This is a genomic window from Ralstonia sp. 1B3, from assembly GCF_036631435.1.
On the sequence record NZ_JAPNUG010000020.1, the window covers coordinates 54,102 to 69,482 of the forward strand.

At 66.0% G+C, this 15,381-nt stretch carries 7 protein-coding genes and 3 pseudogenes; 2 read left to right on the forward strand and 8 right to left on the reverse strand.

The features are described 5' to 3' along the window. Positions 1-2 precede the first annotated feature (2 nt). Positions 3-1,184 carry an efflux RND transporter periplasmic adaptor subunit gene (locus OWR21_RS05730; protein ID WP_442968601.1) on the reverse strand — a complete coding sequence of 394 codons (1,182 nt, stop codon included), beginning with the start codon at positions 1,182-1,184 and terminating at the stop codon, positions 3-5. Positions 1,185-1,364: 180 nt separating this feature from the next. Then, positions 1,365-3,708: pseudogene (locus OWR21_RS05735) on the reverse strand (patatin-like phospholipase family protein). Between the two features lie 271 nt (positions 3,709-3,979). Here OWR21_RS05735 and OWR21_RS05740 point away from each other — a divergent pair. Together OWR21_RS05740 and OWR21_RS05745 are read left to right on the forward strand one after the other, a co-directional pair. Further along, positions 3,980-5,656 (forward strand): L-lactate permease, encoded by a 1,677-nt coding sequence (locus tag OWR21_RS05740; RefSeq protein ID WP_147214163.1) that lies wholly within the window; start codon positions 3,980-3,982, stop codon positions 5,654-5,656. Between the two features lie 515 nt (positions 5,657-6,171). After that, a complete protein-coding gene (locus OWR21_RS05745) occupies positions 6,172-8,004 on the forward strand; it encodes an ABC transporter ATP-binding protein (RefSeq protein ID WP_332394772.1) in 1,833 nt (610 codons plus the stop codon). A gap of 3 nt (positions 8,005-8,007) precedes the next feature. On the opposite strand, the gene OWR21_RS05750 is transcribed toward OWR21_RS05745, so the two are convergent. From OWR21_RS05750 to OWR21_RS05775, 6 genes and pseudogenes are all read right to left on the reverse strand, one after another. Further along, the gene (locus OWR21_RS05750) at positions 8,008-9,327 is read right to left on the reverse strand and encodes an MFS transporter (protein ID WP_332394773.1); all 1,320 of its coding nucleotides are present in this window, start codon (positions 9,325-9,327) and stop codon (positions 8,008-8,010) included. Positions 9,328-9,374: 47 nt separating this feature from the next. Further along, on the reverse strand, positions 9,375-10,757 hold the full coding sequence (locus OWR21_RS05755; RefSeq protein WP_332394774.1) for an amino acid permease: 1,383 nt from the start codon (positions 10,755-10,757) through the stop codon (positions 9,375-9,377). 237 nt (positions 10,758-10,994) lie between these two features. After that, positions 10,995-11,540 (reverse strand): chromate transporter, encoded by a 546-nt coding sequence (locus OWR21_RS05760; protein ID WP_316888132.1) that lies wholly within the window; start codon positions 11,538-11,540, stop codon positions 10,995-10,997. Then, a pseudogene (locus OWR21_RS05765) lies at positions 11,522-12,093 on the reverse strand (chromate transporter). Before OWR21_RS05765 ends, OWR21_RS05760 begins: the two are co-directional and overlap by 19 nt. Before the next feature lie 4 nt (positions 12,094-12,097). Further along, a pseudogene (parC, locus tag OWR21_RS05770) lies at positions 12,098-14,439 on the reverse strand (DNA topoisomerase IV subunit A). Between the two features lie 49 nt (positions 14,440-14,488). Continuing rightward, a complete protein-coding gene (locus OWR21_RS05775; protein WP_147214156.1) occupies positions 14,489-15,379 on the reverse strand; it encodes a lytic transglycosylase domain-containing protein in 891 nt (296 codons plus the stop codon). Between the last annotated feature and the right edge of the window lie 2 nt (positions 15,380-15,381).

Sequence of the window (15,381 nt, forward strand, 5' to 3'; positions counted from 1 at the left end):
GGTCAGCCCTTCTTCGGCTTGGTGTCAGCACGCGGTGCTGCGGGCACCGGCTTGACCGCCATGCCCGCTTCCAGCGTCTGCATGCCCGGAATGGCGAGGCGCTCTCCGCCGGACAGCCCACTGGTCACCAGCCATTGGTCACCGGCCAACGTTTGCGCAGCCACGGGACGCACGGCCAGCGTATTGTCGGCCTGCACCACAAACACCGATGCTCCCTGGCGGTCGCGCTGCAACGCGCCCTTGGGAACCGTCACCGCGCCCTGCTGGACGGCGTGCGAAAGCTTCACGCGCACGTACATGCCAGGCAGCAGCAGGCCGTCGGGGTTGGGCAGCACGGCGCGCATCGAAACGTTGTCCGTTGCGCGGTCCACCGCCAAGTCGGAGAACAGCAGCCTGCCCGGGCGCTCGTACGCCACGCCGTCGCTCAGGATGACCTGCACGCCGATGTCCTGACCGCTCAATGCGGCGGCCTGGCCCTTCTTGAGCGCGCGCTGCAGGGCCAGCACTTCGGCGGCGGGCTGCGCAAAGTCCACGTAGATCGGATCGATCTGCTCGACGGTGGTGAGCGGCGTGGCAGCGTCTTCCTTGACCAGCGCACCTTCGGTGACCTGCGCGCGGCGCGAGCGCCCGGCAATCGGGGCCGTGACGGTGGCGTAGCCCAAGCGCAGTTGCGCGGTTTCCAGCGCGGCACGGCTGGAGACCACGTCTGCGGCGGCCTGGCGCTCGGCGGCTTGCGCTTCAGCGTATTCCAGCTCGCTCACGGCGCGCGTGGCGGCCAGTCCCTTGTAGCGCGCCACCTTGTCGCGGGCGATGGCGAGTTGCGCCTGCGCACGGGCAAGCGCGCCTTGCGCGGCGTCCACCTGCGCCTTGAGCGGCGCCGGATCGATGCGGAACAGTACCTGGCCGGCCTTGACCACCTGGCCTTCTTCGTAGGCGCGCTTGAGGACGATGCCGTCGACGCGCGCCCGCACTTCCGCCGCGCGATACGGCTCAAGCCGGCCCGGCAATTCGGTCACCAGCGGCGCATCGGAGCGCTGTGCAACGGCAAACTCGACCTCCGGCGGACCAGCGGGCTTGGCGGCCTCATCCGCATGCTTGCCGCACGCCTGCAACACAGCCAGGGCGCACGCGCACAACAACCACCGGGACGAACGGTAACGACGGAACAACACGGAGAACATCATGAGAAAGGGGCTGGGCGCGACCGCGCCCGAGGTCTTGAACGAAGCGAAGCGGAAGGCTAGCACGCACGTCCGCCGCGACCTGACCGATTGATTTCCCAGTCTGATCAAGACCTTACGAAGCGCGCATTGCCGCCGCGCGCGCAAGCCTGCTGCCGCCTGCTGCGGTTTCAGAACGTCAGGTCAGAAGACGCGGCCGAGCTGCAGGTACACGTTCCACACGCCCTGCGGCGCCACCGCAAAACCAAAGTACAGCGGCCCGATCGGGCTGTTGCCGCCAACGAATACGCTGCCGCTCTTCAGGTAAGGGCCCCGCCCGAAGTTGTTGCGCAGCTGCCAGACGTTGCCGGCCTCCGCGCTGGCGCCGAACACCGGCGCGCGCAGGCCGAGCAGATCGTCGATGCGCAGGTCGTACAGGTAGGTCAGGCGGCCGTACAGCATGTACTGGCCGTTGAACTGATCCTGCGCGTACGCCGAAAGGTGCTGGAAGCCGCCCAGGAAGAAGCCTTCGTTGGCGCCATTGCCCGTGTTGCCGCCGTTTTCCCGCGTCGGGCTGTTGACGCCAAACTGGCCGGCGCCCTCCAGCGCCACATTGAACGTGTGGCGGCCGTAGCTCGTCGCCCACAGGCCCTTGGCCTGGGCGGTGTTGAACTTCTTGTCGAGCGATCCAAAACCGGCTTCCACGCTGCTGTAGAAGTAATAGCCGCTGCGCGGAAACAGCGGGTCATCCAGTTGGTCCAGCGTCAGCTGCGCGCGGAAGGCCGGCTGCTTGGCGCGCAGCGTCGGCAGATCCAGCGCCCCTTCGTCCGTCAACGCCAGATAGTTGAACGCCGCGCTCTTGCTCATGTAGTTCACGCCCAGCCGCAGTTCGCCCTTGCGGCCGAGCGGAATGCCGAGGTCGACGCCGGCACGCGCGGTCTCCATGGTGATGCTGTTGAACGCCTTGGCCTCCTTGGTCGGCGCCTGGTCGTCAAAGTAGAGGTCGAAGCGGCGGCGCGAATACTCGGCATACGGCGCCACGTAGAACCCGCGCGCCTGCCAGAGCGGCTGGCGCAATTCGGTATGGATGCTCGCCCGGTTGCTGCCGAGCACGATGTCATTGCGCCATTCCAGCCCGCTCTGCGTGAGCCACGGATACCGGTGGCCGAGATTGACGTTGAACGCGCCGCGCCCGTCGAAGTTGGTCGACATGCCCAGCCCGAACAGGAAGAACTGGTTGCCCCAGGACTTTTCACGGGCGTCGATCTTCAGCGTATGCACGCCGTTCTGTTCCACCAGTTGCTGCGTCACGGTTTCGAAGTCGCCCGTGGTGGCCAGCGCCGACAGTTCGCGATTCAGCGCCTCGGCGTCATATGCGTCGCCTTCGCGCACCTTGATCAACTGGCGCACGCGCGCGGGCGGCACACGGCCGCTGGTGGTCACATCGATGGCGTCGATGCGCGCGCCGGCCACCAACGTGCCCTGCGGCTCGTGGGCAGCGCGGTACGCGGCATACGCCTGCGGCGAGAGCGACAACGTCGCGAGCTTCGCCTCCGCGCCCTGCGCCGCGCGCTCCCCCTGCCGCACACCCTGCGGGCCCTTGGCGAAATCGGTGAATGAAAGCTCCGAGAGCTGCGGCTCGATCAACACATCCTTGCCGCGCAGCAGCGCCTTGCGCCCGCACGTTCTGGCCGACGAGGATGGTGATCATTTGCTGCGTCACCGCCGCCGGCGAGGTCAGATCTTCCGGCCGCTGCAAATCCGACCCGATGTTGACCGCGATGATGATGTCCGCGCCCATGTCGCGCGCGAGCTGCACGGGCAGGTTGCTCACCAGGCCGCCATCCACCAGCGTGCGGCCGCCCACTTCGATGGGCGCGAACAGGCCGGGCACCGCCATGCTGGCGCGCATGGCCAGCGGCAGCGAGCCGTGGTCGAGAATCACCCCGTCGCCCGTGGCCAGATCCGTCGCCATGGCCTTGAAGGGAATCGGCAGGTGCGAGAACGCGATGTTGTCGGGCCACTGCGCCGTCCAGTTCTTGAGCAGCGCAAGCAGGCGGTTGCCCTGCACCAGCCCGGTGGGCAGCTTGAGCCTGCCGTCGCCATAGCCGGCGGACAGGCCGATCGGATACTGGAAATCATCCTCGCGCAGCGACTGCGGCAGCTTGGCCCGATCGTTGCGATCGAAGGCGATGTCGCTCAGGTCCACCTGCGAGAGCTTCTGCTCCAGCGCGTCCGCACGCATGCCGCTGGCGTACAGGCCGCCCACCACGGCGCCCATGCTGGTGGCGGCAATCACGTCCACGGGAATGCGCATGCGCTCCAGCATCTTGAGCACGCCGATATGCGCATAGCCGCGCGCCCCGCCGCCAGAGAGCACCAGACCGATACGCGGCCGCGTCGCTTCTGCATTCGGTTGCGTTGGCGCTGCCGCATTCTGGCCATGCACGGCGGGCGACAGCATTGCCATTGCCGCAAACGCGGTGAGCACGGCGGTAGCCAAACGGGCGCCGCGGCGGCGAGACAGGAAGGCCGTCAGAGAAGCCATGGATGGAAGGCGAATTGGAGTGGGTGCGGGTTGGGTGGGCTGCGCTGCAGGCGCAATGATTCCACAACCCGGATTTACCCGGTGCAATTGCGCACCCCGCGCCATACCACGCGCCAGCGCCGATGAATACTTTTCAGGGCGAAAGTGACAGAATATTGCCGGGACCCGGACACGCTTGTTCCTACAATCCGCGTTTGCCCCTTAAAAAAGGGGCGACAGAAGACGTTCGGTATCGAGAAGAACTGAAACGCCCAAACAGGAGGAGATCAAGATGTGGAATCAAGTCTATGACCCGCTCGGCAGTGCCGTGTGGTCGACCATCGCAGCCGGGATACCGGTAGCGGTGCTGCTGTGCTCGCTGGCGTTCTTCCATATGCAGGCGCATCTGGCCGCGGGCCTGGCGCTGATTGTCGGGGTGGGGATCGCCTCGTTCGTGTTCGGCATGCCGACCGCAATGGCCGGCAAGGCAGCGGGCCTGGGCATCGTCTCCGGCCTGTTCCCGATTGGCTGGATCGTTCTCAACATCATCTTCCTGCATCGGCTCACCACCTTGAACGGGTCATTCAAGGTCTTGCAGAGCTCGATTTCCGGCATTACCGAAGACCGCCGCCTGCAACTGCTGCTGGTGGCGTTCAGCTTTGGCGCGTTCTTCGAAGGCGCCGCGGGCTTCGGCACGCCGGTGGCCGTTACGGGCGCCATCCTGATCGGCCTGGGCTTCTCGCCGCTGGCCGCGTCTGGGCTGGCGCTGATCGCCAACACCGCGCCGGTGGCCTACGGCGCGCTGGGGGCTCCGCTGATCGGGCTGGCGTCGGTCACGGGGCTGGACTTGCTGCAGCTCTCCGCGATGGTCGGCCGCCAGTTGCCGTTCTTCTCGGTGCTCGTGCCGTTCTGGCTGATCTGGGCGTTTGCGGGCTTCCGCGGCATGCTGCAGATCTGGCCGGCGATCCTGGTGGCGGGCGTGTCGTTTGCCATTCCGCAGTTCCTGGTGTCGAACTTCCACGGCCCGTGGCTGGTGGACGTGATTGCTGCGCTGGTGTCGATGGGCACGCTCACGCTGTTCCTGAAGGTGTGGAAGCCCAAGACGATCTGGACGTCGACCGCCCTGCGCAACCGTGAGGACAACTCCCGCGTCGACCCCGAAGCCGCCGCGGAGGCGCGCGAAGCCACCACGGCCACCAACGGCAAGATCACGCGCGTGCAGGCATGGCTGCCGTGGGTGATCCTCACGGTGTTCGTCTTCATCTGGGGCGTACCGCAGTTCAAGGCGTTTGCCGACGGCCTGTGGGCCTACAAATTCGCCATCCCGGGCCTCGACAAGATGGTCCTCAAGGGCCCGCCGGTGGTGCCCAAGGTGATTGCCGAAGGCGCGGTCTTCAACTTCAACGTCCTGTCGATGGCGGGCACGGGCATCCTGGTGTCGGCCCTCGTGGGCGGCCTGCTGATGGGCTACTCGCTGCCGCGCATGCTCAAGGAGTACTGGAACACCATCAAGCTCACGCGCTATTCGCTGCTGACGATCTGCGCGATGTTCGGCATCGGCTACCTGACCCGCTACTCCGGTCTGGACGCCACGCTGGGCCTGGCCTTCGCCCACACGGGCGTGCTGTACCCGCTGTTCGGCACGATGCTGGGCTGGCTGGGGGTGGCGCTGACCGGCTCGGATACGGCATCGAACGTGCTGTTCGGCGGCCTGCAGAAGACCACGGCCGAGCAGCTTGGCCTGTCGCCGATCCTCATGTCGGCGGCCAACAGCTCGGGCGGCGTGATGGGCAAGATGATCGACGCGCAGTCCATCGTCGTGGCGTCCACGGCCACCAAGTGGTACGGCCACGAGGGCGACATCCTGCGCTACGTGTTCTTCCACTCGCTGGCGCTCGCCTTCCTGGTGGGGCTGATGATTACCCTGCAGGCCTATGTGGAGCCGTTCACGCGGATGGTGGTGCACTGAGCCCCGCTCCCGACGGAACCCGAAAGCCGCTCAATCGAGCGGCTTTTTTCATGCGAACCCGACACGTCGAACCAAAAGCCTCGCACGTCGAGCTCCTCCTGCCGAGCGAAAAGCCTCGCACGTCGAGCTCCGAGCTCCACCTGCCGAGCAAAAAGCCTCGCGCGTCGAGCTCTGAGCTCCAACCGCCGAGCAAAAGCCTCACGCGCCGAGCTCTGAGCTCCAATCGCCGAGCAAAAGCCTCACGCGCCGAGCTCTGAGCTCCAACCGCCGAGCAAAAAGCCTCATGCGTCGAGCTCTGAGCTCCAACCGCCGAGCAAAAAGCCTCAAGCGCCGAGCTCCGAGCTCCAACCGCCGAGCAAAAAGCCTCAAGCGCCGAGCTCTGAGCTCCACCCGCCGAGCCCTGCACGCCGTAAGCCACCCCGCCAACAAGGGCACTTTCACGCGCGTATCATGGGCAGCTCTTCCGCGCACGTCCCGCCCTGGGGCGTCGGTCTCCTCTTCACCCCCGACCCGACATGCTGCTGCGCCGCCTGGAAAAGCTCATCGATCCGTTCCGTCCCCTGCCCGACACACAGCCTCCGGCCAACGTCTGGCGCTTCTACGCCTACTTCCTGCGCGAAGTGCGCGGCGTCTTCGCGTTCCTGCTGGTCGTGGGGCTGTTGGGTGCGCTGATTGAAGTCGCGCTGTTCGACTTCCTGGGCCGCATCGTCGACATGATTCAAGCGACACCCGGCCCCGCGTTCTTTGGCCGCCACCGTAACGAGTTGTTGTGGATGGCCTTTGTGGCGCTGATCGCGCGGCCGGTCATCTTCGGGCTGCACGACGTGCTCGTGCATCAGGTCATCAACCCCAACCTGTCGAACCTGATCCGCTGGCAGAACCACCGCTACGTGCTCAAGCAAAGCCTGACGTTCTTCCAGAACGACTTTGCGGGCCGCATTGCCCAGCGGATCATGCAGACCGGGTTTTCATTGCGCGATTCCGCCGTGCAGTCCGTGGATGCGCTCTGGCATGTGGTGATCTACGCGATCAGTGCGATGGTGCTGTTCGCCAAGGCCGACTGGTGGCTCGTGGTGCCGCTGCTGGTGTGGATTGGCTGCTACGTCGCGGCGCTGAGCTACTTCGTGCCGCGCGTGAAGGCGCGATCGGTCATCGCCACGGAGTCGCGCTCCAAGCTGATGGGCCGCATCGTTGACGGCTACACCAACATCACCACGCTCAAGCTGTTCGCGCATACGCAGCATGAAGAAAGCTACGCGCGCGACGCCATGGCCGAGCAGACGGACAAGACGCGCCTGTCCGGCCGCATGATCAGCGGCATGGATTTCACCATCACGGCCATGAACGGCCTGCTGATTGTCGGCACATCGGCGCTCGCGCTGTGGCTGTGGAGCGAGGGCCGTGTGAGCGCCGGCACCATCGCGCTGACGACGGGGCTGGTGATCCGCATCAACAACATGTCGGGCTGGATCATGTGGGTGGTCAACGGCATCTTTGAAAACGTCGGGCAGGTGCAGGACGGCATGCAGACCATCGCGCTGCCGCGCGCCGTGATCGACCAGCCCGATGCCAAGCCGCTGCACGTGACGCGCGGCGAAGTGCGCTTCGAGCACGTCGGCTTTCACTACGGCAAGGGCAGCGGCGTGATCGAAGGGCTGGACCTCGTGGTGCGCCCTGGCGAACGGATCGGCCTGGTTGGCCCGTCGGGTGCGGGCAAATCGACGCTGGTCAACCTGCTGCTGCGCCTGTACGACGTGGAGCGCGGCCGGATTCTCGTCGACGGTCAGGACATTGCAGCGGTGACACAAGAGAGCCTGCGCGAGCAGATCGGCATGGTCACGCAGGACACGTCGCTGCTGCACCGCTCCATTCGCGACAACCTGCGCTACGGCAAACCCGACAGCACCGAGGCCGAGCTGATGCAGGCCGTCCACCGTGCGCGCGCCGACGAGTTCATCCCGCAGCTATCCGATGCGCAAGGGCGACGCGGCTTTGATGCGCTGGTGGGCGAACGCGGGGTGAAGCTGTCGGGCGGTCAGCGGCAGCGCATCGCGATTGCGCGCGTGCTGCTCAAGGACGCGCCGATCCTGATCCTGGACGAAGCCACGTCCGCGCTGGATTCGGAAGTGGAAGCCGCCATCCAGGAAAGCCTGGAAACGCTGATGCAGGGCAAGACCGTGATTGCCATCGCGCACCGGCTCTCGACCATCGCGCGCATGGACCGGCTCGTTGTGCTCGATGGAGGGCGCATTGTCGAGAGCGGCACGCACGCGGAGCTGCTGGAACACGGCGGCCTGTATGCGCGGCTGTGGGCGCACCAGACCGGTGGTTTCGTTGGGGTGGACTGAGCGTTACGACAGGCGGCGGCCGAGCGTCTCTGGCACCATCGCCAGCCCGATCAGCGAGACGAGGCCGCAACCGATCACGTAGAAAGCCGGCGCGTTGGCATTGCCCGTGAGGTGGATCAGTTCGGTCGAGAAGAACTGCGCAAAGCCGCCGAAGATGGCGATGGCCACGCAGTAGGCAATCGACAACCCCGTGGCGCGCAGCCGCTGCGGTAGCACCTCGCTCACCAGCACCATCGAGGCCGGCGAGGTCATCGACATTGGCACCGACAAGCAGCCGACCACGATCAGCAAGCGGGCGAGCGAGGGGTCTGCGTTGATGAGTGCGAAGGCCGGATAGATCATCGCCAGCAGCGCAACGCGCGACCACAGCACGACCTTGCGGCGCCCGACGCGGTCGGCCAGCCGCCCTGCAAACGGCGACAGCACCACCTGCACCAGCGCGGCAATGCACGCCGCCCAGATGCCGAGCGACAGCGGCATGTGCAGCACGCTCACGGCGTAGTTGCTGAGGTAGTAGACGATGATGTACGTGGACGAGGCCACGCCGACCATCAGCAGGATGCTGGCGACGAGCGCGCGACGATGTTCGCGCAGCAGCGGCAGCGTGGCGTCGGCTTCGCGCGTGCTGAGCGGTGCGGCAGTTTCCTCCAGACGGCGGCGGATGATCAGACCGACCGGGATGACGAGAATGCCGATCACGAACGCCAGGCGCCAGCCCCACGACTCCAGCGCCGCAGGCGCCAGCACGTTGCTCAGCAGCAGGCCAACCAGCGCACCAAACAACGCGGCCAGCCCCTGGCTGAACGGCTGCCAGCTCGTATAGAAGCCGCGCGAGCGGTCGTCGGCGTATTCCAGCAGCAGCGCAGTCGAAGCGCCCATTTCGCCGCCGATGGCAAAGCCCTGCACCAACCGCGCCAGCACGACGAGCATGGGCGCGACGATGCCGATCTGGGCGTAGGTGGGCGTGACGACAAAGACGAGCGAGGACAGGCCCATCAGCCACAACGTGAGCGCCACGGCGGGCTTGCGGCCTGCGCGATCGGCGTACATGCCGATCAGCAGACCGCCGAGCGGACGCATCAGGAAGCCCACGCCGAAGGTGGCGAACGACATCAGCAACTGACCGGTCGCATTGCCGACCGGAAAGTACAGCCGGCCGATCAGCGTGGCAAAGAAGCTGTAGACCACGAAGTCATAGAACTCCAGGCCGTTGCCGATGGTGATGGCGGCAATGGCCCGCGTGCGTGACAGCGGTTGCGCGTGGACGGTCGCCTGCGCGCCGGCGCGGCCGGCGTACGACGGCGCAGAGGTGTGGTTCGACATGGGTTGTCTCCGGAACTTGTCTTCTTATTTGCGGGGGCGGGCCGGGCTTACGCCCCGCTGGCCTCTTCCGCCAGAACGGCTGCTGCGTTGGGCTTCACGCGCAGATACCATGCGACCGACATGAGCAGCACCCAGCCTGCGCCAACGTACAGCGCCACGCGCGTGTCTTCCATGGTGCCCAGCACGCCAATCACGAACAGCATGAACACGATCGCAAGGGCCGGCCCCACGGGCCACAGCGGCACCTTGAACTTGAGTGCACGCACTTCTTCGGCCGACAGGCGACGGCGCATCGCCACCTGCGACAGCAGGATCATCAGCCAGACCCACACGGTGGCGAACGTGGCGATCGACGCGATGATCACGAAGACATTCTCTGGGATCAGGTAGTTCAGCACCACGCCGCACAGCAGCGCGCCCGCCATGAACAGCACCGTCACCCAGGGCACACCGTGCCGCGACGTGGCGGCAAAGATGCGCGGCGCCTGGCCCTGCTCGGCCATGCCGTACATCATCCGGCCCGCGCCGAAGATGTTGCTGTTGATGGCCGAGATGGCGGCCGAGATGACGATGAGGTTGAGGATGGCCGCCGCCGACTGGATGCCCAGTCCGGAGAAGATCTGCACGAACGGGCTGCCCTGGCCGTCGATGCCCGTCCACGGGAAGATCGCCATCAGCACACACATGGTCAGCACGTAGAACAACAGGATGCGCGCCGGCACGGCGTTGATGGCCTTGGGGATGACCTTGTCGGGGTTCTGCGCCTCGCCGCCGGTGATGCCGATGATCTCGACGCCGCCATACGCGAACATCACCACGGCAAACGACGCCACGAGGCCGCCCACGCCGTGCGGCAGGAAACCGCCGTGCGACCAGAGATTGCTCAGGCCCGATGCGTGCTCGCCGTTCATCTTCACGCCGAGGAACAGGATGACGGTGCCGCCGACGATCATGGCGCCGATCGCCACGATCTTGATCAGCGCGAGCCAGAATTCCATCTCGCCGAACACCTTGACGTTGCAGAGGTTGAGGCCGCAGATGAGCATGACGATGCCGAGCACCCAGATCCATTGCGGGACCTCGGGAAACCAGAAGCCCATGTAGATGCCGAAGGCGGTCACGTCGGCCAGGCAGACGATCACCATTTCGAGGATGTACGTCCAGCCGGTGAGAAAGCCGGCGAGCGGGCCGAGGTTGTCGCGCGCATAACGCCCGAACGAGCCGGAAACCGGCTGGCGCACCGCCATCTCGCCGAGCGCGCGCATGACCATGTAGACGGCCGCGCCGCCGATGATGTACGCGAGGATCACGGCCGGCCCGGCCAGCTGGATGGCCGAAGCAGAGCCGTAGAAAAGGCCCGTGCCGATGGCCGAACCGAGCGCGAGAAAGCGGATATGCCGCGCGCGCAGGTTGCGTTGAAGGTGTTCCAAACTGTCTCCTCTTTATGTCGGCGAGGCTGTCCGTGCAGATCGGGGCTTGACGCATGCGCTAAGCGGACCGGAATTCACATACAGACAACATCGCTTTGATCGATATGTTGTTGTATATACATCATGAGCGGCATTGGGGTATTCCCGAGGGCTGCGCGCCCGGCTCGATGGCGAGCGGGTCAAGAAAAAGGCGGACATGCGTCCGCCTTGGATTTCGCTGGCCGTGCGGCACGAGCGCTACACCCAACCCATGCCGCCGACCAATGCCCCCAACCCAACCAGCACCAGCGGGTGGACACGGGTGAAGGAGCACGCCACGACCGTCGCCACGGTCAGCGCGATGGTGCTGAAGCTGCTGTCTGCGGCGCGTGCGAGCACCCAGCCGGTGGAGAACAGCAGGCCGATCGTCAGCGGTGCGAGGCCGCGGCGGACCAGTGCAATCCAGCGCGCGTCGGGCTTGCGGTCCATGACGCGCGCGATGACGGCAGCAATCACGCACGATGGCCCGCAGATGCCGACCAGCGAGGCAATCGCCCCACCCAGACCCGCCGCCTGCCAGCCGAACAACTCCACGAACAGCACGTTGGGGCCCGGCGCCGCCTGCGAGATGGCATACATGGCGCTCAGCTGCTCGCTTGTCATGTAATGCCGAGTGTCGACCAGGAAACGGTGCATGTCGGGCAGCGTCGAGCTGGCCCCGCCAATGGCGAGAAACGACAGCACGAGAAAGTGCCAGAACAGGTCGAAGACGGTGGTGAGATAACTCATCGCATTGCCCACCATTCGAGCACGAGTGCGAGCGGAATCAGCACCAGCATGACCGGCAGCAACGGCCACTGCAGGACGCCAATCGTCAGGAAAACCGCCAGGCCGATGCCGAGCGCACGCCAGGTGCGCGACTGCCCCTGCGCCAGCTTCACGGCCGTTGAGAGCACCAGCCCCGCTGCCACCGCCGCCATGCCCTTGAGCAGGTTCTGCACCACCGACAGCGCGCTGAAGTGGTCGTACAGCATGACGATCAGCAACAGCACTACGGCGGGCGTGAGCACCAGACCGGCCATGGCGGCCGCGGCGCCGCGCACCCCGTGAAAGCGGTAGCCGAGCATCACCGAAAGGTTGACCACATTCGGGCCAGGCAACACCTGGCCCAGGCTCAGGAGTTCAGCGAACTCGGTGTTGGAGAGCCAGCGGTTGCGATCGACAATGCCGGCGCGCGCAAGGGCAGCACGCCGCCGAAGCCCGACAGGCCCATCCGCGCAAACTCGGTGAAGAGTTTGCTGCAGGACGGGATGTTTGCTGCGATGTTGGCTTCAGGCGCGGCGGTCGGATCGCTCATGGGTTCAGGCGGCGTCCGGCGCGGGCTTGGGCAACGAGAGCTTCGGATCGCGGAGCTTGGGCTCCAGCGTCTTGCCCTTGCGTGCGCGCTTGCCGGCGTACGGCTCCTGGGCGCGCGTCGTCAGGGTCTGCTCGACTGCCTTGCCGCCGCGCGGACCGGTGCCCGAGAGCACAAAGCCCGCTGCGCCAAAGGCCACCGCCTGGAGCAGCGTTTCGTTTTCTCCAGCTCCATCAGGATCACGCCACGGCCACCGCTGGCGAGCGTCTTCAACTCGCTGATCTGGAACAGCAGCATGCGGCCGCCTTCGGACAGGCACGCCACGCCGTAAGCGTCCGCCGGCACCGGCGCCGGTTTGTTCGGTTGATCGCCCTCGTCCAGCGTCAGGAACGCCTTGCCGGCCTTCTGGCGGCCGACCATGTCGCCCACCTTGGCGAGGAAGCCGTTGCCGCCGCGCGTGGAGATCACCAGGTTCTGTTCGGCATGGCCCGCGAAGGTGTGGGCGATGTGCGTGCCCGGTGCGAGTTCGATCAGCGTCGTCAGCGGCACGCCGTCGCCACGGCCGCCAGGCAGGTTCGCCACGGCCACGGAATAGACGCGACCCGTCCCCTTGTCGTCGCGCGTGCCGAAGATCAGCAGCGCATCGGTGGTGCGGCATTCAAACGTGTCGTACAGCGTGTCGCCCGCCTTGAAGGCGAACTGCGTGGCATCGTGGCCATGGCCCTGGCGCGTGCGCACCCAGCCCTTCTGCGAGACGATCACCGTGACGGGTTCGTCGACGACCTTCACTTCGGCAGCGGCACGGCGCTCTTCCTGGATGAAGGTGCGGCGGTCGTCGCCGTATTGCTTCGCGTCGGTTTCGATCTCCTTGATGATGCGACGGCGCATCATGGTCTCGGACTTCAGCAGCACGTCCAGCTCGCCCTGTTCTTCGCGCAGGTTCTTCAGCTCCTGCTCGATCTTGATGGCTTCCAGGCGAGCCAACTGGCGCAGGCGGATTTCCAGGATGTCTTCGGCCTGACGATCGCTCAGGTTGAAGACCTGGATCAGCGCGGCCTTGGGCTCCTCGCTCTCGCGGATGATGCGGATCACGTCCTCAATGCGCAGCAGCACCAACTGACGGCCTTCGAGGATATGGATGCGGTCTTCGACCTTGCCCAGACGATGGCGCGTGCGGCGCGTGACCGTGGCGAAGCGGTAGGCGATCCATTCGCGCAGGATCTCAGCCAGGCCCTTCTGGCGCGGCCGGCCATCCGTGCCGATCATCACCAGGTTGATGGCCGCGCCCGATTCCAGCGATGTGTGTGCCAGCAGCGCGTTGGCAAATTCCTGCTGGTCGATGTTCTTGCTCTTAGGCTCGAACACGAGGCGCACCGGGGCGTCCTTGCCGGACTCGTCGCGTACGGCATCGAGCAGGCCCAGCATGGTCTGCTTCATGGTGAGCTGATCCGGCGACAGCGACTTCTTGCCCGTGCGCACCTTCGGGTTCGTCAGCTCTTCAATCTCTTCCAGCACCTTCTGCGACGAGGTGTTGGGCGGCAACTCGTTCACCACCAGTTGCCACTGGCCGCGCGCGAGTTCTTCGATCTTCCAGCGCGCACGCACCTTCAGGCTGCCGCGACCGCTTTCGTACACCTGCGCAATGTCAGCCGCAGACGAGATGATCTGGCCGCCGCCCGGGAAGTCCGGACCCGGCATGTACTGCATCAGGTCGGTGCTGGTGAGCTTGTCGTCGCGGATGAGCGCCACGGTGGCGTTCGCCACTTCGCGCAGGTTGTGCGACGGGATTTCCGTGGCCATCCCCACCGCGATGCCCGATGCGCCGTTGAGCAGCACGAACGGCAGGCGCGCCGGCAGGAGCTTCGGCTCTTCCATCGAGCCGTCGTAGTTCGGGATGAAGTCCACCGTGCCCTGGTCCAGCTCTTCGAGCAGCAGGCGCGAGATGGGCGTGAGGCGCGCTTCGGTGTAGCGCATCGCCGCCGCACCGTCGCCGTCGCGCGAGCCGAAGTTGCCCTGGCCGTCGATCAGCGGATAACGCAACGAGAAATCCTGCGCCAGGCGCACCAGCGCGTCGTAGGCGGATTGATCGCCGTGCGGGTGATATTTACCGAGCACGTCACCGACCACGCGTGCGGATTTGACGGGCTTCGCGTCGGCGCGCAGGCCCATCTCGTGCATCGCAAACAGGATGCGGCGCTGCACCGGCTTCTGGCCGTCGGCCACCTCGGGCAGTGCGCGGCCCTTGACCACGCTGATGGCGTAGTCGAGGTAAGCGCGCTCGGCATAGGCGCCAAGGGTGAGCGCTTCGGCCGGCTCGCTGGGGTCGAAGAGGATGTCTTGTTGTTCCATGGAGGCTCAAGCGAAAGCGGCGCGCTTCAACGTGGCGGCGCCGCCAGGATCAATGTTGGGGGAGGTTCGTGGCCACGCCAGTGGCCGGGTCCAATACGAGTTCGATGCGTGCGGGCCGGCCCGTGCGGCCCGGCTTGCGCGTGGCGATGACGCCGTTGCCGCTCACGTTCATCAAGCCGGGCACGGCGGCGACCGGGTTGTAGTAGCGATAGAACTGCAGCACCGTCTTCACGTAGTTCTGTGTCTCGGCGTAGGGCGGAATGTCATTGCCGTGCTTCTGCACCGCGCCCTCGCCCGCGTTGTAGGCGGCCAGCACGAGTTCGAGGTTGCCCGAGAACATGCGCAGCAGATCGCTCAGGTAGCGCACGCCGGTGGTGATGTTGGTCTTGGGGTCGGCCAGCTTCTGCGCGGCGGTGCGGCGGGCGTCGCCTGTCACGCCGTAGCGCGCGCCGGTGTCCGGAATCACCTGCATCAGCCCGATCGCGCCCTTGGGCGACACGGCCTGCGGGTTGAAACCGGATTCGGCGGCAATCACCGCCTTCACCAGCGCGGGGTCGATACCGTGCTTGCTCGCGGCCTGGCGGATCAGCGGTTCCACCGTCGGCACGTTCGGATGCTGCAGCACCGCGCGCACCAGGCGCTGACGCATGCCGGCGGCGTTGTCGAGCGCATCGCGCTTGCTGGCGTTGAGATAGGCGTCGGCATCGGGCAGCTCGGTCGCCGGCAGGGCGATGGCGCTGTCGTCCTTCGCCTTGTCGTCGCCCTTGCCCGCCACTGCGGCGCCTTTCATGAACAGCACGTAGCGATCGTCCAGCCGTTCGGCAGCGAAATGCGCGAGACCGTTTTCATCGATGTAGCCGTAGACGTCCGCGCGCGCCGGCTGGCTGGCCAACAGGGCCAGCGCCGTCAATGCGAATGCGAAACGTACGGAAAGCTTCATCG

Bases quoted from the DNA above. Each gene is read 5' to 3' on its own strand.
- OWR21_RS05760 (WP_316888132.1), bottom strand. From the start codon at position 11,540: ATGGTGGGCAATGCGATGAGTTATCTCACCACCGTCTTCGACCTGTTC.
- OWR21_RS05775 (WP_147214156.1), bottom strand. From the start codon at position 15,379: ATGAAGCTTTCCGTACGTTTCGCATTCGCATTGACGGCGCTGGCCCTG.
- OWR21_RS05745 (WP_332394772.1), top strand. From the start codon at position 6,172: ATGCTGCTGCGCCGCCTGGAAAAGCTCATCGATCCGTTCCGTCCCCTG.
- OWR21_RS05750 (WP_332394773.1), bottom strand. From the start codon at position 9,327: ATGTCGAACCACACCTCTGCGCCGTCGTACGCCGGCCGCGCCGGCGCG.
- OWR21_RS05740 (WP_147214163.1), top strand. From the start codon at position 3,980: ATGTGGAATCAAGTCTATGACCCGCTCGGCAGTGCCGTGTGGTCGACC.
- OWR21_RS05730 (WP_442968601.1), bottom strand. From the start codon at position 1,184: ATGATGTTCTCCGTGTTGTTCCGTCGTTACCGTTCGTCCCGGTGGTTG.